Raw genomic sequence first — 20096 nt, 5'->3', positions numbered from 1 at the left:
TTAGTGTTTAAGTGACAAAGAAAAGGGTAGTACATAAACATACCAATTAAAGGAGGAGTTAGAAATAATGAGGAAAACAAGTAAATTTTTTGTTAGCTCTGTGATTGCTACGTCAATGGTTGCTGTCCCTTTATCTCTTACGACTTTTGGTCAAAAGGCTGAAGCTGCTACGACAACAGGTGTCGATGGAAGTGTCTCGATTGATCCAGTAGCCATTGCTGATAAAATTGAACAAGCAGTAAAATCATCTCAAAATCGTGATGGATTTGTAAAAAATGCGGCATACAGTGCATTTTATGAAGCAGGTCAAAATTACAACGTAGTTGTTCAAAACTTAAGCCAAGATCATGACTTTAGCGGACTGAACAATGTTGTCTATTATGATAGTGTTGAATATGACGGCATTACGTTTGGTATTTGGGTATTTGAAGATGGTACGTTTGTCAACAATGGTGACGGCGGCTATATTAACTGGACTTTTGTTGGCAGCTTTGACCGCGAAGAAGGAAGCGGTACTGTCGATTTCCATAAAAGATTCTAATCTCAACGTCAAAAGTCTGCCGATTCATCGGCAGACTTTTTTTAAAGCGCACATTCTTCTATTTCAAAACCTAAATCTTCAATGATGTGATGATCGGTTTGAACTTGCTGTCCTTTTGTCGTTAAATAATCGCCTACAAAAATAGAGTTCGCTGCATATAATGCGAGAGGCTGAAGCGTTCGTAAATTAAACTCTCTTCCCCCAGATACTCGAATTTCCTTAGCCGGGTTGATAAATCGCATCAGTGCCAAAACCTTCAACGCTTTGATTGGATGTGTACGTTCTTGATGTTCAAGAGGCGTTCCTTCAATTGCATGGAGAAAGTTGACGGGAATCGAATCCGCATCAAGGGCTCTAAGCGCAAAAGCCATTTCGACAATTTGTTGATTGGTTTCGCCCATTCCAATAATAACCCCTGAACATGGTGACATCCCTGACTGTTTGACCTTCTCAATGGTCGATACGCGGTCATCATACGTATGGGTCGTTGTAATTTGAGCATGATGATCTTGATGTGTATTGAGATTATGATTATACCGATGAACACCCGCTTCCTTCAGCCGTTTCGCTTTTTCTTCATTTAATAACCCAAGGCATGCACACACCTTCAAAGGCATCGTCTCAGTAATTTCCTTTACTGCTGCGGTGACTTCATCTAATTCACGGTGCGAAGGTGCTCTCCCGCTTGCTACAATACAATAAGTCCCCGCTTTTCTTTTTAACGCCTCACGCGCACCGGCCACAATGGTTTTTTGGTCAAGCATTGTATATCTCTCAAGCAGAGCTGTTGAAATCACCGATTGTGAACAATACCCGCAGTTTTCAGGACAATATCCGCTTTTGGCGTTAAAGATCATATTTAATTTCACCTTTTTTTGAAAAAAATGAAATCTCACCTGATAAGCAGCATGCATAATAGGCAGCAACTCTGCGTCGTCTGCTTCAAGAATTTTTAGACCTTCTTCCATCGTAATTGGTTCATCATTGATGGCTTTCTTCACGATCGTTTCCCAAGACAAAGACGTTATTTTTCCCATCATAAGCCCCTCTCAATATGTAAACTTATTTTTATTAAAAGTTAACATAATAGATAGAGATTGGCAAGCACTGGTAAGCATCCTAAGTAAAAACACAAAAAACACAAAAAACACAAAAAACACAAAAAACACAAAAAACACAAAAAACACAAAAAACACAAAAAACACAAAAAACACAAAAAACACAAAAAACACAAAAAACACAAAAAGGCGATGAACATATAGTCATCGCCTTTTCATATGAAAAAAATCGCTTAACGAACAGTAATATAGTTAATAACAAGCTCCCCTAGTGAATTATAGTAAGACACTGTAACAGAACCGCGTTGTACAGCACGGATCCATGTGAAGTTTGGAGCAGTTTGGTCTAATTGAATGGCATACGTTGCGCCTGAGACAGAAATTTGACTTGCTGGAAGTGAAACAGCGATTGAAGAACCTACAGTAAGTGTGCGGTTCACCGTAATCACTTTATTCATAATAGGAGCTTTTGCTATAACTGGTTCTTTAGGCTGTGCAGCTGCATGAGCACCTTCTGTTTGGAAGAACGTAAGAGCACCTAAAGCAGCTAAAGACAATGTACAAGCTTTCATTAATTTTTTCATCGGTAACACTCCTTTTTTTGGTATATACATATATTAATAATAATAGAATTATATGTCAATCAAAATAAGTGGAAAAATGAGTATTTTTGGTGAAAATTGTCACATATTATGTAGGGGAAGACGATTTTATCCCAAAAAACATGATTTTTTATTCATATGTCATTCTTTTTTAGGGGGAAAAAGAGACATAAAAAAAGCTGGGTATCTACCCAGCTATGTGATGCTTTATGAAAAGAGATCTTTTATTTGTCGTCTGTCTGTTTTGGCTGACGGCCTTTTTGTTTTTCTTTCTCTCTAATGTAGTTAATAAAGTCGATGGTTTGTCTTCGTGCTTCTTCAGAAAAATCGGAGGCAGCTTTAAACGCAATTTGCAAATCAGGATCATCTGCAAGATCGTCATCAGAGGCGTTTTTGTCTTTACCTGTGAGAAGATAATCTGTTGAGACCCCGTATAACTCGGCGATTTTCACAATCATTTCACCATCTGGCTTTCTCAATCCATATTCCCAGTTAGCATAGGTTGACATCGCCTTTAATCCAAGTTTTTTGGCAACGGTAGACTTACTCCATCCATGTTTCTCTCTTAATTCAGTTAGAATCTTTCCAGTCAAATTATCCATCGGAAACACCTTTTTTCATATTATGTGTAAATTTTATCATGAATTACACGGAAAAGATAAATAAATACACAAAAAGAATAAAAATATGATTGACTTACTCGTTTTGTGTATATTATCATAATGAATATAACTTACACATAATGAGTAAGAGGTGGAAACATGAAACTTGAAAATTTACGAGAAGAACGAATATTACAAGGAAAAACACAAACGTATATGGCGAAAAAACTTGGATATAAGTACACGAGTGGCTATGCAAATATAGAAATGGGCCGAACAAAGCCCAGCTTAGAAATAGCCAAGCATATTGCAGATTTGCTAAATATCGGTGTTCAAGAGCTTTTTTTTGGTCAAAAGTTACACAAAAAGAGTAATAGTCTTGAGGAAGACCGTTCTTAAAAAGGGGAGACAAACAGAATGAATATCGAACATCCGATGGTGACACAAATGAATGATTTCGGCTATCCAAAACGTTACTGGCCATATGAAATGTCCCGAAATGGTTATCGATTAGAGGACGAGAACCGTGAGAAAGGATTTGATGATGATGAGACATCAGATGACATTTGATGCCCGAAAAGAAGCACAGCATTGCCTAGTAAAAGCTGGCGGCTGGATCACTTTTCATCAAAAAGAGCCGATGTTTGCTTTCCCCACGGCAGAAGAAAAACGCACATACATGACCCTCATGGCAGAAAAAGATGTTGATGACAAGAAGAAGGAAAGGATGAATGCGACATGAATCGATTGAAGCAAATCATGACATTCCTGAAATGTTTACTCAATGCGGGTCAAAACGAACAAGACATTCGGCAGTGGGCGTAGGATGACGGGAGATCGTAGCATGGTCCTTCATTTTATCATTGAAAAAGAACATTTATGCACAAAAGAGACATTGATAAACAGAATTCAAACAGCCACAAAAGCACAATGCACAAGCAAAATAAAAGGCGCATTATCACTCGACATTCGCTCATTTTACAATATGCCCATTGATCTAGCGAACAGCCAAGACACGCGTACATCTGCTGAAAAAGGCTTGATACGCCCGGTACACATCAGCATTCTTCAACCAAATTTGCAGTATATACAAGAAGCACTTCATGCCTTTACCGATGACGCCTCTTTACAGATTGTAGAATTAAGAGTTTCACAGTTTTATAGCATGCGTCCTCGAATGGAAATCATTTTAAATACGATGGGTGATGATATGAGATCCTCACCACCAAATAAGGAGACAAGCATATGAACGAGCCAAAACAACTCATGATTCAAGAAAACCAGACATTTGTCGGTGAAATGGAAAAAGGAAAGATTCAAGTCATTGTGTTAGATGGAAACGTAGGAACGGCTTATATGATGGATGTACCTGAGCATGGAAAAACAATTATTCAAACAGCAAAAGGGCATTTTGCAAGAGTCGATCATGAGATTGGTTTTAAAATCAGCTAGTCTGATGAACAAAAACAACTGAATAAGTCCAAGACGGAAAGCCTGCGGACACTGATCAAGACCCTATAGAAAGGGGCTGATTGGTGTCCGTTTTTTATTTTCTTAAAAAAGGGAGAGAGCATAGATGCAAGATTTACTGATTGAATATAAAAGAAGTTTAAAAGATGCCAGAAAACGATATGAACAATTGAAAGACAAAGAAGAGAAACAGATGTCAGATCAGGACAAACATGATCAAAAAATGATCGCCAGTATGGTCAGTGATTTAGAATACGTGGTGGAATGGCTTCAAATCGGTAGAGAGCCGGGCGCACGCAGAGGATTAGATAGACGGTCTGTGTATCAGCGCACCATTCTTGCTAATCAAGAGGTATTAGAGGCTTTATCACATGAATACACCCTCATTCAAGAGAAAGAAAGAGAGGTAAGTGAGCGGGACAAAAGGCGAATTGACGAAGCCTTATCCGTTTTGACAGATCGAGAGAAAGACGTATTTTTTATGCACACAACGCAGGGTCTGTCATTTAGCGAGATTGCGATCATGCTAGATGTAAAAAAAGGAACAGTCCAAAAACATATGGAAAGAGCTCGGACCAAAATGTCCAAAAAAGTACAAGAACGCCTATTCAAAGCAGCTGAATAGGCGTTTTTTCTTTCATCACATCAATCTTCAAAAGCTTGTCTTACAGTTGCCACCTATAGTTAGAAAGACCAAACGAATGTTTGCTAGCCCGGCACAAATGATTCCTCTTCAGGGAATCATTCGAACTAAAAGGAGGCGGCAGGTGAATGTAAATGAAAGATAAACGGATAGAGGCTAAGCAGGATTATATGAAAGGGATGACGTACCAGCAGCTAGCGGATCAATACAACGTCTCCATCCATACCGTCAAATCATGGAAAAGACGATACGGCTGGCAAAGACAAAAAACACCGTCAAAGCAGGCGCACTCGATCTTTCATCAATTTCTTTCAGATGAAACGATTGAAATCATGGAAAAAATGGATGGACGCACATCTCTTGATATCATCTGGGATCAAATTCAAATTCAATACGCAGCCATTATTCGAGCGCAGCGCATCATGCATGTAGCAGATCAAGATGACATGATCAAAGAACTGAAAAAGGCGACGTACTTGCCTTCTTCATTAGAGGAAGAAACAGGTGAAGGCATTCATCCAGAGCCAGAGATCACGGCAGAGGAATTTTCGTTTCAATTTTCATGGGATCGGCATGCCACTTTTTTAAATGCCCAATCTCGTGCAATGGGAGAGCTAAGACGGCTGATTAAACAGTTTGAAGAGCTCGCTCATGCGAAAGATGAACGAAGATTAAGGCTGAAGCAAATTGAGCTGACAATCGAAAAAACAAAAAAAGCAGTTCGTGAGGAAAAAGAAGAAGATCTTCATATCATGATCAAAAGAAAAGAGGACGATTCATGACGCCGTTGATTGAAAAAGAAGTCAATCCTCACTTTGAACACTTTTTGTTCGATTGGAATCAAAAGTTTCAGTTTTTAGTAGGCGGCTATGGCTCATCCAAAAGCTATCACATTGCTTTAAAGCTGATCTTAAAGCTGCTTGAGGAAAAACGGACAGCACTTGTCATTCGAGAAGTGTATGATACGCACCGGGAGTCGACCTATTCTCTTTTACAAGAAATCGTCAGCGATCTTGGCATCGATCATCTAGTAAAGTGCCGCAGTTCACCGCTTGCTCTCACTTTTCGCAATGGGAGCAGCATTTTATTTAAAGGACTGGACAAGCCTGAGAAATTGAAGTCGATCAACAACATCTCAATGATTTGGATTGAGGAGTGTTCCGAGGTTTCTTATGAAGGGTTTAAAGAACTGCTTGGAAGGCTGAGACATCCGGTTTTACCTCTTTATATGATGTTATCGACGAATCCCGTTGGTCAGGATAATTGGACGTACAGACATTTCTTTCGAGATGAGCAGCTGAAACGTTTTGTCCTTGATGACGAAACCTTATACAAACAGCGAACCATCGTGATAAAAGATACGTACTATCACCACTCAACAGCAGAAGACAATCTATTTCTTCCTAAAAGCTATGTCAAGCAGCTGGATGAGCTGAAAGAATACGATCCAGATCTTTATCGAATTGCAAGGAAGGGATACTTCGGTATCAATGGCACAAAAGTGTTTCCGCAATTTGAGGTCAGACAGCATGCTGACGTATTAGAAGCGATCAGGCAGATTGAAAGACCGCTGAAACGAGCGGGGATGGATTTTGGATTTGTCGAATCCTACAATGCGCTCATTCGGTTAGCTGTCGATCATGAAAAAAAGTACTTATATATTTATTGGGAATATTACGATCGCGGGAAAACGGATGATGAAACAGCTGTTGATTTGAAAGAATTTGTTGAATCAAAGGAACTCATTAAGGCAGATGCAGCAGAGCCTAAAACGATTCACTATTTTCGGCAGCGCGGATTTCAAATGGTCGCTGCGCATAAGTTCCAAGGGTCACGTTTGCAATATACAAAGAAAATCAAACGATTTAAGAAAATCATTTGTTCTGATGCTTGCCCTTATACCATCTATGAACTTCAATCACTAACCTATAAGGCAGATAAGAACGGCCGCTTAGAGGAAGATGAATTTCAAATCGATCCACACACATTATCCGCCATTTGGTATGCGCTAGATGATTATGAAGTGACCGATTTGAAACAGACTGCTTCAGAGCGTGTCCGTCCAAACCGAGAGAGGAGGTCCATACAATGAAACAATTAAAAGCAACGATTATGAAGGCCAACATGTCTGATCATACAAAACAAATGTATGAGGATGAATTTTCATACGAAAAAGACGACATTGTCCCCCCGCCCTACCATATCAATGAATTAAAAAGCATGGCAGAATACTCAACGATTCTTCAGCAATGTATAGATGCGTATCGAACAAACATTTTAGGCTTTGGCTTTGGGGTGGAATACGCCTTTGATTTTAATGCGGAAGATGTGAAACCGGTCAAAAAGAAGACAGCCGAGAAGGAATGGACAAGACTCGAAGAGTTTACGAAATACATGAACTATGATGAGTCTGCTGACGTGATTCTTGGTTATGTCCTAGAAGACCGGGAGAAAACAGGAAATGGCTTTTTAGAGGTGCTGCGGGATGGACAAGGAAAGCCGGCAGGAATCGAGTATTTGGATGCACTCCATATCCGCATTTGCAAGCTGAGTGAGCCAGTCGACGTCGAATTCCGCTACACAGAAAACGGCGAATTAAAGACGATGAATCGCAAGAAACGATTCCGAAAATATGTGCAGGTCATCAATGAGAAGAAAGTCTTTTTCAAGGAGTATGGTGATCCGCGCATATTAAACTATGAAACAGGCAAGTACGATGATGCTACACCAGAACCACTTCAAGCAACAGAAGTCATTCATTTTAAAATTGGCAGTGGGACGTATGGGATTCCCCGCTGGATTGGCAACATCGTCAATATGTATGGCGCACGAAAAGCAGAAGAGCTGAATTATCTTTATTTTAAGCAAGGAAGGCATGTACCTGGTGCCATCATTGTTGAAAACGGCATGCTGTCAGAGACTTCTTATCAGCAGCTACAAGATTATATGGATGATATTGAAGGGTCTGATCATGCGCATAAGTTTTTATTGCTTGAAGTAGAAGGGCTTCCGACAGAAAAAGGATTAACAGGTGAAGAAGATGTATCAAATGTCAAAGTGAACTTTAAATCCTTGGCGGAAATCCTGCAAGAGGATGCGCTCTTTTTAGAATACGATGAAAAGACGAGAAACAAAATCCGCTCCGCTTTTCGTCTGCCGCCTATTTACACAGGAGAGTCACAAGATTATAACAAGGCCACGGCAGATACCGCGCGAAAAACAACGGAGGAGCAAGTGTTTCAGCCAGAGCGGCATCTTATTACAGGGAAGCTCAATACTCTTTTTCTCCCGGATTTAGATATATGGCATGTCCGCTTTCTATTAAATGGTCCTGACTTTAGAGATCCATTAGAGATAGCGAAGGTTCTGACACCATTTATTCAGGCTGGGGCAGTATCGCCAAATGATTTACGAGATCTTGCGGGGCGTATTCTTGGTAAGACGTTAGAGGAATGGCCGGAAGAATTCTACCACCGACCTTTAGAAAGCCGCATAAAAACAGCTGATGGGCTGTCTCCATCAGAGTCAAACCAGCTGGAGAAATAAAAGGACGTGAGCTTTTTTGAAAGGGGGTGAACATATGCCAAGGGAATTAAAAAACGCAAAAATTACACATGTTTCCTATGTGGACAAGGCCGCCAACCAAAAGAAATTTTTCTTGATGAAAGCAAAGAAAAAGCAGCCTGACTTTCAAAAAGAAGTCAGTGTCCTGACGAAGGCAGATGATGCGCATCGCCTCGTATATGGCGTCGTGTATGAACCGAATACACCTGATGCACATCAAGACTTTATGTCGGCCAAAGAAATTGAAAGAGCAGCACACGGTTTTATGAAAGATGCCCGTCACATTGATAAACAGCATGATTTTCAAGATGGTGTTGGCGAAGTCGTCGAATCATACATTGCCCCAGCGGATTTTGAAGTAGGCGGAGAGCTGATTCAAAAAGGATCTTGGGTACTTGTGACAAAAGCATCACAAGATATTTGGGACCAAATTCAGCAAGGCCACATTACAGGCTACTCAATGGCTGGAACAGCAGACATCATCGCAATAGAGGAACACGATCAGCTCCTATCTCAAGAAACGAACGAGAGAGGGCTTTTTTCTTTGCTGAAAAATTTCTTTTTGAAAGAGGAAGGTGCAAATATGCCACAACAATTTTGGAGCGTTTTAGATCATCTGCTGGAAACGTTGCAGTCAAGTGATGGTGATGAGTCTAGCGTAAGAGCGGCACTTGAACAATTGATTCCAATTGTGCAGGATGTGTTGAAAACAAATGATGTCCTCCAAACGATTGGTGAAAGACCAGCATCCGTTCAAAAGCAAGATGCCGGATTAACGACTGATCAAGTACGCGAACTAGAAAAAGCAAAAATGGCCATCGACAACGTTTTACAACAAGCGGATAAACAAGGGACAGATCAAACAGGTGAAGAAGAACCTGTACAAAAAGTGCTGGAGCAAGTGGTTGCGCCAATTCGTCATCAGCTCTCTTCCTTAGAGAAATCAGCAGGCAGAGAAAAAGCAGCGATTCAGGAAGTGCTTCAGCAACAGCTACTGCCTATTTCAGAGCGGATACACATGCTTGAAAAAGCGCGGGGCATTTCTAAACAAACAAATCACGATACACAAAATGATATGACAAAGCCCATATGGGATGGCTTACTATAAGCCTAAATAAGGAGGAAAAAGTGTGAGAAATCAAGAGTTGATTCGCAAGGCTGAAATGACACTTGCCAGCTTAAAAACAGGCGGTCTCATGAACGCAGCCCAATCCAACACATTCATTAGAATGATGCAAAATACACCAACCGTTTTAAATGATGCACGTATCATTCCAATGGAAAGTGATTCACAAAAAATCGAAAAAATCGGCTTCGGTCAGCGCATTTTACGCCCAGCAGAAGAAGGCAAAGTGCTTGATGCAAAAGACCGTGTTGTCCCAGCGACAAGCACTGTCCAGCTCAATGCAAAAGAAGTCATTGCTGAGATCCATATGACGTACGACAGCATTGAAAACAACATTGAAAAAGACGGGATTCAGCAGACCATTATGCAAATGCTGGCGGAACGAGCGGCAGTCGATATTGAAGAACTGATCGTCAACGGTGATACAACATCACAAGATCCATTTTTAGCTCAAATGGATGGCGTACGAAAACAGGCAGTTTCTCATATTGTCGATGCGAATGGAGCGGAAATTAGCCGTCAAATGTTCAAACAAGCCTATAAAGCGATGCCGTCAAAATATTTACGTGTACCTCAGGATTTCCGTTTTTATACATCCCCAAGTTTAGAGGTCGAGTGGAAAGACCAAGTAGCAAACCGTCAGACCGGTCTCGGAGATGCGGCGATTCAAGGCGGACTTTCTTCTGCATTCGGTGTTCCGGTCAAAGGTCTTGCCAATATGCAGCCATATGATGAAGAAGGAACAGACGTATCAGATATTTTACTGACACATCCGAAAAACATTATCGTAGGGTTTTCTCGCAATATTCGTATTGAAGTAGAAAAAGATATTCGCAGCCGTAAGTTTATCATTGTTCTGACAGCGAAGCTCGACAGCAAATTTGAGGAAGAGGATGCTGTAGCCAAAGTAATGAAAGTGAAAGAGTAGGTGACAGCAGGCTATGATCATTTCTGCTGAGGAACTACAAGCCTATTCTGTATTTGATCGCGTGAAAAATCGTTCTGTAGAGAGACTAGCGGCAGATATTATTGAAGCAGAAGCAGCGGTATTTCAAATTGTCGGGCACGATTTTACACATGAAAAATATCAGCCCATTCCTGAAAAAGCAAGGATCGCCTTATTAAAAATGGCCCAGTATTTTGCCATGCTGAATGATGATGAATCCATGATAAAAGGCTTGACTTCAGAAAAAATGGGTGATTATTCATATGCAAAGGCAGCGGACAAAGTGAAAGGCAGACCTTATGTGTATGCCCTTCTTGTTGATTATATTGAACCTTCACTAACTGGCGGCAGCGCCAATTTAAAGGTGAGATCATTATGAGTTATGATTCTCTATTAACGGATCGCTGTGATCTTTTTCACTTAGAGAATGAAGAGGCAGTCCGCGGCAAATTTGGTATACCAGCAGGAGATCTGCAAACGGACATCTCTTATCCTGATACACCAAGTATGAGAGATGTGTCTTGCTATGTTGTAGAAAAAAGCCAGTCACTCGTGCAAGAAGAACCGAATACAGTCATCTATCAGTCCTATCTCGTCCATTTCCCTTTAGCAAGCGACATTCGCTTGCATGACAAAATGGTGTGGAACGGCATCTCACTCAAATTGCAGCAGCCAAAAAGAGTGAAAAATCATCACATGGAAGTGATGGCCGTCAGAAAGGAAAACCTATGAAAATTGATGGACTTGACCGGCTGCTATCCCAGCTCCAACAGGAAAATAGTGGCGGCTTAACGGCGCAATATCAAGAGTGGTTACAGGAAATGGGCTTACAGTTTTTAGACATCATTCAAGATGAAATCATCAAAGAAAAGGCTGTTGATACAGGCCGTCTCCTCAATTCCTTTCAAAAAGGTGACAAGGAGAATCACTTTCTCACTTCCCGAGGCGGGCTCACGCTAGAAGTAGGGACACAGCTCGATTATGCCTCTTACGTGAATGATGGACATGCCATTTCTTCAAATGGAGAACGAAGATGGGTGCCTGGCAGATGGAACGGCAGCCGCTTTGAATATGATCCGAATGCCATTACTGGCATGATGCTTTCATCTCAATGGATTGAAGGAAATGGGTACTGGGATCATGCCGTCATGCTCTATGAACAAATGTTTGAACACTCGCTGGATCGAAAGCTTCAAAGCTGGATCGATCGACATTTTGGGAGGTGATGGAATGAATCAAGAAGTCGGGGCAATCATGAATTATATATACACACGCTATCCAGTGAAAATGTATGATCGTCTTCTGCCAGAGCGTTTTCAAGTGCCATCTGTTTATGTGCCGCCAGTGACTGTCATTAGTGGTCCAGATACAGTGTCTACTTTTATGAAATCTTATTCGCTGCAAGTGAAAGTGTTTCATATGGATACAGAAAAAGCGCATGATGCGGCGGAAACAGTCGTCGATGCATTGCTTGCTGATCGTCAAATCATTCAGATGATCAGTGAAGATGGAGAGGTGCTTGATGATTATGTCCGCATAAAAAGAGTGGAAACAAGAATCATAGATCAAGGTGTAGCAGCGATTGTCCTGACATGGGATAGCAGCTATTGGTACAACCGAGATAAACAGCCAAGCCTAGAAGATATCAATTTTTCAGATGGGGTGATCAAACGTGAGCAAGACTAAAAAAACACAGCTCGATCAAACAGCGGGCGAAGAAAAAGAATTTGGCTTTTCATTTGAAGCCTTAAAAGAGCACAGTAAGGATCTTTTTGGGGTAAAACCAGAAATCCTTGAAGGTGCTCTTTTTTATATCAAACATCAACCAATTACAAAAACAGAAGCAAAGAAGCACATCGATGCTTTTTTGTCCAAGGAGGTTTAAAGGATGAACGGAGGCACTTTTACACCAGGTACAGAGAAAAAGCGTCCTGGCATTTACTTTAATTTTAAAACAACAGCAGAGCAGCGAATTACTTTAGGCGAGCGAGGAACAGTTGCACTTCCTCTTGTCATGAGCTGGGGAGAACCAAAAACCTTTATTTCCGTTTCCGATATGGAAGACTTAAATAAAAAGGTCGGGCTCAACATTGATGATAAGTCACTTCTTCTTTTCCGTGAAGCGAAGAAAAAAGCGCAAACGGTCTTGCTTTACCGCCTAAACGAAGGAGAGCCAGCCAAAGCGGAAATCGCAGAAAACTTTGTGGTTACTGCCAATTACGGTGGTCAAAAAGGAAATGAGATTACCATTCAAGTGGCAGAAAATGTACTCGACAGCACAAAACGTGACGTCATCACCTATCTTGGAACAGATATTGTCGATAAACAGGTGGTCAAAGATGTCAAAGATCTTGTGAAAAACAAATACGTTCAATTTTCTGGTGAAGGCGAAGCGGTCATTACTGCTGGAGCGGCTTTAAGCGGCGGGAAAAACGGTGTGGCAAATGTCGCAGATTATACAGCTTTCCTAGAAGCAGCTGAAACGGAATACTTTGATGTCATTGCACTCCCAGTCGATAATAGTGAGCAATTAAAAGCAACATTCGCGTCATTTATTGAGCGTTTACGTAATAAGCAAGGACGTAAGGTACAAGGCGTTGTGGCTAACTATGCAGCTGATCAAGAAGGTATCATCAATGTCACAAGCGGTGTTGTTTTAGAAGACGGAACAGAACTCGCGCCTGCTCAAACAACAGCTTGGGTCGCAGGAGCAAGTGCAGGAGCGACTTTTAATCAGTCACTGACCTTTGTTGAATACGAAGGCGCAGTCGATACATTAGAGCGTCTTGATAATGATCAAGTAGAATACCGTTTATCACAAGGAGAGTTTCTTTTCACTTTCGATGCAAGAGACCGCACGGTGAGCGTTGAAAAAGATATTAACTCTTTGACAAGCTTCACGGTTGAAAAGAACCAGCAAATGGCGAAAAACAAAATCATCCGTGTGCTAGATGCAATCAACAATGATTTAACATTTGAACTGAAAAATTTGATTAAATTACGCAAAGCCAATGGCAATGACATTCCAGCATCTGATGATGGAGTGCAGCTTGTGAAAACACTGATTACACAGTATCTCACACAACTTCAAGATGGCAGCGGTATTACAGGCTTTAACTCAGAAACAGATATCGTCATTGGCCTCAATGAAGATCGTGATGGATTTATCATCGATTTAGCAGTACAGCCAGTAGACGCAGCAGAAAAATTCTATTTCAATGTGGAGGTGAAGTAAGATGGCTTTTAAAGCGCAAAATACAATCTCAGGTAAAGAAGGTCGTCTTTTCTTAGAAGGTGAGGAGCTTGCCTTTATCAAAACGTTTGAAGCAAACGTGGAGAAAAATAAATCAGAAGTGAACGTAATGGGCCGCCGAATGACTGGCCATAAAACAACTGGGGCAAACGGAACAGGAACAGCAACATTCTATAAAGTTACGTCACGTTTCGTTCAACTCATGCTCAACTATGTGAAAAAAGGGGAAGATCCTTATTTCACTCTTCAAGCGGTAATTGATGATAAATCATCAGGCCGAGGCACAGAGCGTGTGACATTATTCGATGTCAACTTTGATTCAGCTAAAATTGCTGGACTAGATGTCGATTCAGAGGCACTTGAAGAAGAAGTTCCATTTACATTTGAAGACTTTGATCTGCCTGAAAAGCTGAAGAATTCTTTCTAAGAAATGCGGAGGAAATTAGCTAATTAATTAGCTAAATAAAAACCAAATATGCTATAATGCAAATGTAATGAAAAATGAATGCATTTGTAATGCACATTGCATTCAATGACACACAAAATTATGTTTACATGCAAAGCGATTTGCATACAATAAAAAGAAGCCAGGATGCGCTAACATCCCGGCAATGTACAATGAGGCCCTTCAAGGGGCTGGCTTATCAATTAGATAGTTTTAAGGATAGACTTTCCCTTTCACCTACCAAAGCTCAAGGGGAGTCTATTTTTTGTTTATATACGTCAACAAAGCAAGGATAAACATCCCGAATAAAAGCATTAGGGAAATCGCTTGGAACGTTGACATGAGCATCACCCCCTTCCTATCGGGGATGAGCCAGACACCCTTGAGCAAGCCGTTCAATTGTACGAGTTATATTATACATGAAAAGATTGGAAAGCACATTCAAAAAATGGATGTGCTTTTTTGTATTCAAAAAACAAACAAAAGGGAGTTTTTAAACATGAGCGAAAAACAAACATTTGATCTTTCATTTTTTATGCCAGGACAAACAGTAGAAGCAGAAGAGGTCAAAGTACCAATTTCTAAGCGTTTTGTTGATAAAAAAGGGAATGTCATTCCTTTTGTCTTCAAAGCGATTACCACGGAACGTATTGATGAACTGGAAAAAGAAAACACCACGTTCAAAAATGTCAAAGGCAGAGGCCGCGTAAAAGACTTAGACAGCCAGCGCTTCTATGCACGAATTGCCATTGAATCGACGATTTATCCAGATTTCCGCTCAAAGGAATTAAGAGAAGCCTACAGCACACAAGATCCAGTTGAAGTTGCAAAACGTGTTTTATCTGTCGGCGGTGAATATGCAAACTGGTTAAACAAAGCGATTGAAATCAATGGATTTGAAGACGAAATTGAAGATTTAGAAGACGCAGCAAAAAACTAATAAAAGATGGGGATAAGGAAGCGGTGTTTTTATATTACGCCATGCATGAGCTTCACTATTCTCCATCAGAACTCCTCGATTTATACGAAGCACCAAGACAATTTAAGGCATTCTTATTCGGACTCATCAGCTACAAGCTCGACATGCTAGAAAAAGAAGCAAAGAAAGGAGGGAAATAAACTGGCGAAGCTCACTGCACGATTTGAATTAGAAGACAAAGTATCAAAGAAGCTGTTGCGCATTCAAAAACGATTTCAAACGTTTGAGAAGCAGCTAAAGCCATTTAGAAAACCGGTGAAAATAAGCCTGGAAATGGATGAAAAGAAGCTAAGGAACCTCAATTTATCGATGAGAAGGTTTTCTGTATTATCCATGAAGCTAGATCAAGGAATCTATCGTGATCTCAAATCATTAACAAACCAGCTGAACATGATACCGAAACAGATGGTCATATCGATTCAAGCAAAAGGACTAGATGTCATTAAATCCAGTATAGATCGCTTGAAACAATCACAAGCAAGTCCAATCCTGCTGACGTTCAAACTGAATGATCAGTTGTCAGGAAAAATGTCATCGATCAAAAAATCAATCCTTCAGCTCATGAACAGAACATACTATATGAGATTAAACATGGTTGACCAAGCCACCGCTGCCATTCAACGAATCAAAAAGACACTCAAAAGCTTGACAATGGCTAAACATGAGATCAGAGTGTCTGTTCAAGACAATGCAAAGAGTAAGTTGAAAAAACGAGATCAGGCAGAGTCAGTTGTGAAAGAACAAAACATAAAAAAAGAGCCTGAAGCTGTTAGTCCGCCAGTTAAAAAGGATGAACCCAAACAGGGTTGGCTCCAGAGCCTTGCTAATAAAGGGTTAAATGAAATTCAAAAATATGCAGGTGATGTTGCAGACAAGCTGAAAGAAAAATTAAGTCCTAGAAAGTTTTGGGACGAAAAGGCACTTCCTTGGGTTGAAAATAAAATGGAAGAGTACAAGCAAGATGTAATTGGAAGAATAAAAGAGAAGATTAAATTTAATCCTGAAAAAAAACTAGATGAATTGGTGACCAATGTATTAGATCGTCTCTTTGGTGCAGGTGATCAATCGAATGGAAGTAGCACTACAGCACCAACAACGGCACCAACAACGGCACCAACAACGGCACCAACAACGGCACCAACAACGGCACCAACAACAGCACCAACAACGGCACCAACATCCACACCATCAAATTCAGCTCCCAATAAGAAATCTAAGCCGCGAGGTGGTAAAGGTTTGTTTCGCAATAGTTGTTGTCCTTGTTGTGCAAGAGGTTTAAGCAGGGGAGGATCTACTAAAACCAAAAATAGAAATGGTCAATCACCAAGACAACCTAGAAATCCAAATGCCACAACAAGAACCGAAATGAATAGAAGACCTCCAAGTAAATTAGGGGATGCGTTGAAAAATATCGGTAAAGGGAGCGGCAAATTATTAAAGAAAGTACCTATTCTAGGCAGTGTACTTAGTGCAACAAATCTAATTGGTATGAAAAAAGAGAATGCTGGTGAAAAGATCGGTGCGACTGGAGGAGGAATCGCCGGTGGAATGGCAGGTGCTGCAGCAGGTGCTGCTATTGGTAGTGTAGTTCCAGGGGTAGGTACAGCCATAGGCGGCCTAGTAGGTGGCATCGCTGGAAGTATGGGTGGAGAATCTATCGGTGAAACAATTGGAAAATGGTTTGATGGCGGCGGATTTGAGAAGATTGGCCAAAAAGCCATTGGAATCAAAGGTCAAATTGTTGAAGTGTGGTCTACAGTCGCAGACTGGTTTATCCAAAATGTGTGGACACCATTAAGCAGCACGGTTGGCACGGTAGCAACCACGATCTGGACAAGTCTAGTCAATGCCTGGACATGGATACAAGAAACATTCAGTGCAGTCGCAGGCTGGTTTATCGAAAACGTTTGGACACCACTAAGTGGTACAGTCGTTACAGTAGCAACCACGATTTGGACAAGTCTAGTCAACGCCTGGACATGGATACAAGAAACATTCAGTGCAGTTGCGGGCTGGTTTATTGAGAATGTTTGGACACCGCTAAGCGACACAGTTGTTACGGTAGCAACCACGATCTGGTCAAGTCTAGTCAATGCCTGGACGTGGATACAAGAAACATTCAGTGCAGTCGCAGGCTGGTTTATTGAGAATGTTTGGACACCGCTAAGCAGCACAGTTGTCACAGTCGCTACGGGGATTTGGACAGCATTATCAAATGCGTGGAAAACCATTCAATCAATTTTTGGAGCAGTATCCTCTTGGTTTATGAACAATGTATGGAATCCGCTTGTAGAAACGGTTGGAACCATTAAAGATAGCATTGGGAAGAAGTTTGAAGAAGCGTATAAAGTGGTGACAGATATATGGAATGGATTATCCAAATGGTTTAAAGATAATATTCAGACACCGATCGTAAAAGTGGCTGGTGCCATAAGTGATGGTTTTTCTGCAGCATTTGGTTGGGTTCAAAAGATTTTTGAAAAAGCAGGCGGTATTGTAGATGTTGTAATAAATTGGATCGTTGGAAAGAAAAAACCTGATAATAATGCAACAGGCGGCTATATCACCCAACCTACCTTATCATGGATTGGTGAAGCAGGTAACGAATTTGTCATTCCAACTCAAAATAATCGGGGACGTGGGAAGATGCTGCTTGCACAGGCTGCTTCTCATCTTGGAATGTCTGTTGTGCCAAGCAGCAGCGGAGCAGCAAGTCCAGTTTCTAGCTCTCCAGCTCCAATAACGCCAAATGCTCCAGCAGCTCCAAATGCTTCTGCCGGTTCGATTGGTGGAACGGTTTCAATGAATGGAAACATCCAAGCTGCCAGCATAGGCGAGCAATTTAATCATGATTTTGAACAAGGGCTGAATCAAAAGGTGGTTTCACTTGATCAATGGAAGCAAAAAAACATTCAGCAGCCATTTAATCAAATGACATCAGATTCAGGAAAGTACGGACAACAAACGGTATCGGCATTTGCTACTAGCCAGCAAATGACACCAACAGGAACTGATAGCTTTTTGCAAAGTCGTGTAAAAGCACCATACCAACAAGTGATGACAGCATCACCAACTTGGGGTTCTGGAACGGTTAGTGGCTTTGCATCAGGTCAAAATGCCACATCAATTGGCACTAGCCAATACGTAGACCAACACGTCAAACAACCATTCCTGCAAGCCAAACAAGAATCACCAGGATGGGGTTCAGGAATGATCGACGCCTTCAATAGCGGCATGCGTTCAAAAGCAAGTGAAGTCACACAAGCTGCCAAAGAAATGGCGAAGAAAGTGGAACAGGCGTTTAGAGAAGAACTAGACATTCATTCTCCTTCACGTGTCATGATGAGTCTAGGGAAATTCGCATCGATTGGTGTCGTCAAAGGGCTCGATTCAGTTGATGTGAAAAAGTTTGCTGAAAATCAAGCGGGTTCATTAATCGGAGCGTTCAGCGGTATGGGTGCTTCAGGTCTTAGTGTTCAGCAATGGCTCATGGCAGCTCTGATGGCCACTGGTACATCGATGAGCTGGCTTCCAGGTCTTATGACAATCGCTCAGCACGAATCAAATGGTAACCCGAAAGCCATCAACTTGTGGGATTCCAACGCCAAGAAGGGAACGCCTTCTAAAGGGTTAATGCAAACCATTGGACCGACCTTCCATTCCAATAAAGGCAAGGGCATGAATGATATTTGGAACCCAATTCATAATGCCGTAGCAGCCATTAACTACATTAAGGGCAGATATGGAACAGTCTTCAATACACCGGGATTACGAAGTATGAGAAGAGGCGGTCCTTATAAAGGCTACGCCAATGGCGGTCTGATTACTCAGGAGCAGGTAGCTAGAGTCGGTGAAGGAAACAAACGCGAATGGATTATTCCAGAAGAAAGAGGCATTCGCGGGAGATATTTATTGACGCAGGCAGCAAAGGCACTTGGGATGCAAGTCTATGATCCATCAAATGCATCTGCTCCTTTACCAGAATCACAGATGCAGCAAGTTACCTCAGCACAGTCAGCTGGGAATACAACAACGTCTAGTAATAAACAAATCACCATCCAGTTCAATGGTGATCAGCATTTCCATAATGGACAGGATCAGCAATCGCTTGTCGAAAAAATTAGACAAATGCTTGTAGACGAACTGGAAGTAGAGCTTCAGACAGGAACGAAAGGGGTCGTGATCGATGGGTAAATCAGTGTATCAAATGTGGATTTCCCAAGGCAAGGAGAAGTTGCGATTCCCTGTGCTTCCATCCGAACTTGAGATCACAAATAATGTACAAAATGAAACAGTGAAGGTCTCCTCCTTTGGAGAACTGACTTTTATTGATGTACCATCAGCTAAACAAGTATCATTCACCTCATTATTTCCTAAGAAATATTCGCCAATTGCAGAATATAAAAGCATTTCATCACCAGAGAATGCAATAGCGAAAATTGAACGAATGATGCGTTCAAAGAAGTCTGTGCGCCTGATTGTGACAGGGACTAAAATCAATATGACGTGCAGCATTGAGAGCTTCACACACAAGGAAGGGTCTTATGACATAGGCGATCGTGAATTTACGATCGCGCTAAAGGAATATAAAACCGCATCGCCTAGGAAAATCAAGCGAAAGAAAAAAGCGAAACAAACGAAAAAGAAAAGACCCTCAAAAACACCACCAAAATTGTACACTGTCAAAAAAGGAGATACTCTGTGGGCCATTTCAGGCCGTTTTTATGGCGATAGTACAAAATGGCGGCGTATTTGGAATGCCAATAAAGCATCGATGATCAAACGAAGTAAACGGAATATTAAACAGCCGGGACATTGGATTTTTCCAGGGCAAAAATTGAAAATACCACAATAGGGGGGGCTGACA

Annotated in this window: 28 protein-coding genes; 23 read left to right on the top strand and 5 right to left on the bottom strand. The window is 41.2% G+C overall.

Annotated elements, in window-relative coordinates:
* Positions 1-67: 67 nt before the first annotated feature.
* A complete protein-coding gene (locus LCD32_RS13985; protein ID WP_008344156.1) occupies positions 68-541 on the top strand; it encodes a hypothetical protein in 474 nt (157 codons plus the stop codon).
* A 41-nt stretch (positions 542-582) separates the two neighbouring features.
* Here the strand turns inward: LCD32_RS13985 and bioB are convergent, their stop codons facing one another.
* The 3 genes from bioB to LCD32_RS13970 all read right to left on the bottom strand — a co-directional run bounded on the left by bioB (position 583) and on the right by LCD32_RS13970 (position 2803).
* The gene (gene bioB / locus LCD32_RS13980; protein ID WP_017358975.1) at positions 583-1578 is read right to left on the bottom strand and encodes a biotin synthase BioB; all 996 of its coding nucleotides are present in this window, start codon (positions 1576-1578) and stop codon (positions 583-585) included.
* A 254-nt stretch (positions 1579-1832) separates the two neighbouring features.
* Positions 1833-2183, bottom strand: coding sequence for a hypothetical protein (locus LCD32_RS13975; RefSeq protein ID WP_003213146.1), 351 nt, complete (start codon positions 2181-2183; stop codon positions 1833-1835).
* Between the two features lie 242 nt (positions 2184-2425).
* Positions 2426-2803 carry a helix-turn-helix domain-containing protein gene (locus LCD32_RS13970; RefSeq protein ID WP_007500560.1) on the bottom strand — a complete coding sequence of 126 codons (378 nt, stop codon included), beginning with the start codon at positions 2801-2803 and terminating at the stop codon, positions 2426-2428.
* A 159-nt stretch (positions 2804-2962) separates the two neighbouring features.
* On the opposite strand from LCD32_RS13970, the gene LCD32_RS13965 reads away from it, so the two are divergent.
* The 18 genes from LCD32_RS13965 (at position 2963) to LCD32_RS13880 (ending at position 14232) form a co-directional block, all read left to right on the top strand.
* Complete coding sequence (locus LCD32_RS13965) at positions 2963-3202, top strand: helix-turn-helix transcriptional regulator (protein ID WP_017358976.1); 240 nt, start codon at positions 2963-2965, stop codon at positions 3200-3202.
* An 18-nt stretch (positions 3203-3220) separates the two neighbouring features.
* On the top strand, positions 3221-3373 hold the full coding sequence (locus LCD32_RS13960; RefSeq protein WP_008344135.1) for a hypothetical protein: 153 nt from the start codon (positions 3221-3223) through the stop codon (positions 3371-3373).
* The gene (locus LCD32_RS13955; protein WP_224564031.1) at positions 3351-3545 is read left to right on the top strand and encodes a hypothetical protein; all 195 of its coding nucleotides are present in this window, start codon (positions 3351-3353) and stop codon (positions 3543-3545) included. Before LCD32_RS13960 ends, LCD32_RS13955 begins: the two co-directional genes overlap by 23 nt.
* Before the next feature lie 102 nt (positions 3546-3647).
* The gene (locus tag LCD32_RS13950) at positions 3648-4052 is read left to right on the top strand and encodes a hypothetical protein (protein ID WP_060781344.1); all 405 of its coding nucleotides are present in this window, start codon (positions 3648-3650) and stop codon (positions 4050-4052) included.
* Between the two features lie 17 nt (positions 4053-4069).
* On the top strand, positions 4070-4255 hold the full coding sequence (locus tag LCD32_RS13945) for an XtrA/YqaO family protein (protein WP_370648332.1): 186 nt from the start codon (positions 4070-4072) through the stop codon (positions 4253-4255).
* Positions 4256-4379: 124 nt separating this feature from the next.
* Positions 4380-4898, top strand: coding sequence for a sigma-70 family RNA polymerase sigma factor (locus tag LCD32_RS13940; RefSeq protein ID WP_017358981.1), 519 nt, complete (start codon positions 4380-4382; stop codon positions 4896-4898).
* Between the two features lie 152 nt (positions 4899-5050).
* On the top strand, positions 5051-5698 hold the full coding sequence (terS, locus tag LCD32_RS13935) for a phage terminase small subunit (RefSeq protein WP_058213668.1): 648 nt from the start codon (positions 5051-5053) through the stop codon (positions 5696-5698).
* Positions 5699-5706: 8 nt separating this feature from the next.
* Entirely contained in the window at positions 5707-7008 is a 1302-nt protein-coding gene (locus LCD32_RS13930; RefSeq protein ID WP_164072394.1) for a PBSX family phage terminase large subunit, read from the top strand.
* Positions 7005-8462, top strand: a complete 1458-nt coding sequence (locus tag LCD32_RS13925) for a phage portal protein (protein ID WP_039169994.1) — start codon at positions 7005-7007, stop codon at positions 8460-8462. The genes LCD32_RS13930 and LCD32_RS13925 overlap by 4 nt, the downstream gene beginning before the upstream one ends.
* Before the next feature lie 34 nt (positions 8463-8496).
* A complete protein-coding gene (locus LCD32_RS13920) occupies positions 8497-9588 on the top strand; it encodes an XkdF-like putative serine protease domain-containing protein (RefSeq protein ID WP_125589763.1) in 1092 nt (363 codons plus the stop codon).
* A 22-nt stretch (positions 9589-9610) separates the two neighbouring features.
* On the top strand, positions 9611-10534 hold the full coding sequence (locus LCD32_RS13915; protein ID WP_144739419.1) for a phage major capsid protein: 924 nt from the start codon (positions 9611-9613) through the stop codon (positions 10532-10534).
* A gap of 13 nt (positions 10535-10547) precedes the next feature.
* Entirely contained in the window at positions 10548-10931 is a 384-nt protein-coding gene (locus tag LCD32_RS13910) for a DUF3199 family protein (protein ID WP_056702591.1), read from the top strand.
* Entirely contained in the window at positions 10928-11284 is a 357-nt protein-coding gene (locus LCD32_RS13905) for a YqbH/XkdH family protein (RefSeq protein ID WP_056702588.1), read from the top strand. The genes LCD32_RS13910 and LCD32_RS13905 overlap by 4 nt, the downstream gene beginning before the upstream one ends.
* Positions 11281-11778: an HK97 gp10 family phage protein gene (locus LCD32_RS13900; protein WP_224564028.1), complete on the top strand. Its 498-nt coding sequence runs from the start codon at positions 11281-11283 to the stop codon at positions 11776-11778. The genes LCD32_RS13905 and LCD32_RS13900 overlap by 4 nt, the downstream gene beginning before the upstream one ends.
* Before the next feature lie 4 nt (positions 11779-11782).
* The gene (locus tag LCD32_RS13895; protein ID WP_181891747.1) at positions 11783-12238 is read left to right on the top strand and encodes a DUF6838 family protein; all 456 of its coding nucleotides are present in this window, start codon (positions 11783-11785) and stop codon (positions 12236-12238) included.
* On the top strand, positions 12225-12437 hold the full coding sequence (locus tag LCD32_RS13890) for a hypothetical protein (protein WP_008344108.1): 213 nt from the start codon (positions 12225-12227) through the stop codon (positions 12435-12437). Before LCD32_RS13895 ends, LCD32_RS13890 begins: the two co-directional genes overlap by 14 nt.
* A gap of 3 nt (positions 12438-12440) precedes the next feature.
* Entirely contained in the window at positions 12441-13787 is a 1347-nt protein-coding gene (locus LCD32_RS13885; RefSeq protein ID WP_079920586.1) for a phage tail sheath family protein, read from the top strand.
* Position 13788: 1 nt separating this feature from the next.
* Positions 13789-14232, top strand: a complete 444-nt coding sequence (locus tag LCD32_RS13880; RefSeq protein WP_003213309.1) for a phage tail tube protein — start codon at positions 13789-13791, stop codon at positions 14230-14232.
* A gap of 276 nt (positions 14233-14508) precedes the next feature.
* Here LCD32_RS13880 and LCD32_RS13875 read toward each other — a convergent pair whose 3' ends face one another.
* The gene (locus tag LCD32_RS13875) at positions 14509-14565 is read right to left on the bottom strand and encodes a putative holin-like toxin (protein ID WP_229200408.1); all 57 of its coding nucleotides are present in this window, start codon (positions 14563-14565) and stop codon (positions 14509-14511) included.
* 184 nt (positions 14566-14749) lie between these two features.
* On the opposite strand from LCD32_RS13875, the gene LCD32_RS13870 reads away from it, so the two are divergent.
* A complete protein-coding gene (locus LCD32_RS13870) occupies positions 14750-15190 on the top strand; it encodes a phage tail assembly chaperone (RefSeq protein WP_008344099.1) in 441 nt (146 codons plus the stop codon).
* Between the two features lie 41 nt (positions 15191-15231).
* On the top strand, positions 15232-15369 hold the full coding sequence (locus tag LCD32_RS13865; protein WP_008344097.1) for a hypothetical protein: 138 nt from the start codon (positions 15232-15234) through the stop codon (positions 15367-15369).
* Between the two features lie 921 nt (positions 15370-16290).
* Here LCD32_RS13865 and LCD32_RS19375 read toward each other — a convergent pair.
* A complete protein-coding gene (locus LCD32_RS19375; RefSeq protein WP_224564615.1) occupies positions 16291-16413 on the bottom strand; it encodes a YMGG-like glycine zipper-containing protein in 123 nt (40 codons plus the stop codon).
* A 181-nt stretch (positions 16414-16594) separates the two neighbouring features.
* On the opposite strand from LCD32_RS19375, the gene LCD32_RS19270 reads away from it, so the two are divergent.
* Positions 16595-19423 (top strand): transglycosylase SLT domain-containing protein, encoded by a 2829-nt coding sequence (locus LCD32_RS19270; protein WP_411908503.1) that lies wholly within the window; start codon positions 16595-16597, stop codon positions 19421-19423.
* Positions 19416-20084 carry a LysM peptidoglycan-binding domain-containing protein gene (locus tag LCD32_RS13850; protein ID WP_113747050.1) on the top strand — a complete coding sequence of 223 codons (669 nt, stop codon included), beginning with the start codon at positions 19416-19418 and terminating at the stop codon, positions 20082-20084. The genes LCD32_RS19270 and LCD32_RS13850 overlap by 8 nt, the downstream gene beginning before the upstream one ends.
* The last annotated feature ends 12 nt before the right edge of the window (positions 20085-20096 follow it).

Source organism: Bacillus sp. RSS_NA_20, assembly GCF_020165915.1.
Classification (GTDB): domain Bacteria; phylum Bacillota; class Bacilli; order Bacillales; family Bacillaceae; genus Bacillus; species Bacillus altitudinis.
This window is presented reverse-complemented; position numbering and strand designations above follow the sequence as displayed.

Coding starts and splice junctions, on each gene's coding strand:
- LCD32_RS13985 (WP_008344156.1), top strand. CDS start 68: ATGAGGAAAACAAGTAAATTTTTTGTTAGCTCTGTGATTGCTACGTCA.
- bioB (WP_017358975.1), bottom strand. CDS start 1,578: ATGGGAAAAATAACGTCTTTGTCTTGGGAAACGATCGTGAAGAAAGCC.
- LCD32_RS13975 (WP_003213146.1), bottom strand. CDS start 2,183: ATGAAAAAATTAATGAAAGCTTGTACATTGTCTTTAGCTGCTTTAGGT.
- LCD32_RS13970 (WP_007500560.1), bottom strand. CDS start 2,803: ATGGATAATTTGACTGGAAAGATTCTAACTGAATTAAGAGAGAAACAT.
- LCD32_RS13965 (WP_017358976.1), top strand. CDS start 2,963: ATGAAACTTGAAAATTTACGAGAAGAACGAATATTACAAGGAAAAACA.
- LCD32_RS13960 (WP_008344135.1), top strand. CDS start 3,221: ATGAATATCGAACATCCGATGGTGACACAAATGAATGATTTCGGCTAT.
- LCD32_RS13955 (WP_224564031.1), top strand. CDS start 3,351: ATGAGACATCAGATGACATTTGATGCCCGAAAAGAAGCACAGCATTGC.
- LCD32_RS13950 (WP_060781344.1), top strand. CDS start 3,648: ATGGTCCTTCATTTTATCATTGAAAAAGAACATTTATGCACAAAAGAG.
- LCD32_RS13945 (WP_370648332.1), top strand. CDS start 4,070: ATGATTCAAGAAAACCAGACATTTGTCGGTGAAATGGAAAAAGGAAAG.
- LCD32_RS13940 (WP_017358981.1), top strand. CDS start 4,380: ATGCAAGATTTACTGATTGAATATAAAAGAAGTTTAAAAGATGCCAGA.
- terS (WP_058213668.1), top strand. CDS start 5,051: ATGAAAGATAAACGGATAGAGGCTAAGCAGGATTATATGAAAGGGATG.
- LCD32_RS13925 (WP_039169994.1), top strand. CDS start 7,005: ATGAAACAATTAAAAGCAACGATTATGAAGGCCAACATGTCTGATCAT.
- LCD32_RS13920 (WP_125589763.1), top strand. CDS start 8,497: ATGCCAAGGGAATTAAAAAACGCAAAAATTACACATGTTTCCTATGTG.
- LCD32_RS13910 (WP_056702591.1), top strand. CDS start 10,548: ATGATCATTTCTGCTGAGGAACTACAAGCCTATTCTGTATTTGATCGC.
- LCD32_RS13905 (WP_056702588.1), top strand. CDS start 10,928: ATGAGTTATGATTCTCTATTAACGGATCGCTGTGATCTTTTTCACTTA.
- LCD32_RS13900 (WP_224564028.1), top strand. CDS start 11,281: ATGAAAATTGATGGACTTGACCGGCTGCTATCCCAGCTCCAACAGGAA.
- LCD32_RS13895 (WP_181891747.1), top strand. CDS start 11,783: ATGAATCAAGAAGTCGGGGCAATCATGAATTATATATACACACGCTAT.
- LCD32_RS13885 (WP_079920586.1), top strand. CDS start 12,441: ATGAACGGAGGCACTTTTACACCAGGTACAGAGAAAAAGCGTCCTGGC.
- LCD32_RS13880 (WP_003213309.1), top strand. CDS start 13,789: ATGGCTTTTAAAGCGCAAAATACAATCTCAGGTAAAGAAGGTCGTCTT.
- LCD32_RS13870 (WP_008344099.1), top strand. CDS start 14,750: ATGAGCGAAAAACAAACATTTGATCTTTCATTTTTTATGCCAGGACAA.
- LCD32_RS13865 (WP_008344097.1), top strand. CDS start 15,232: ATGCATGAGCTTCACTATTCTCCATCAGAACTCCTCGATTTATACGAA.
- LCD32_RS19270 (WP_411908503.1), top strand. CDS start 16,595: ATGAATAGAAGACCTCCAAGTAAATTAGGGGATGCGTTGAAAAATATC.
- LCD32_RS13850 (WP_113747050.1), top strand. CDS start 19,416: ATGGGTAAATCAGTGTATCAAATGTGGATTTCCCAAGGCAAGGAGAAG.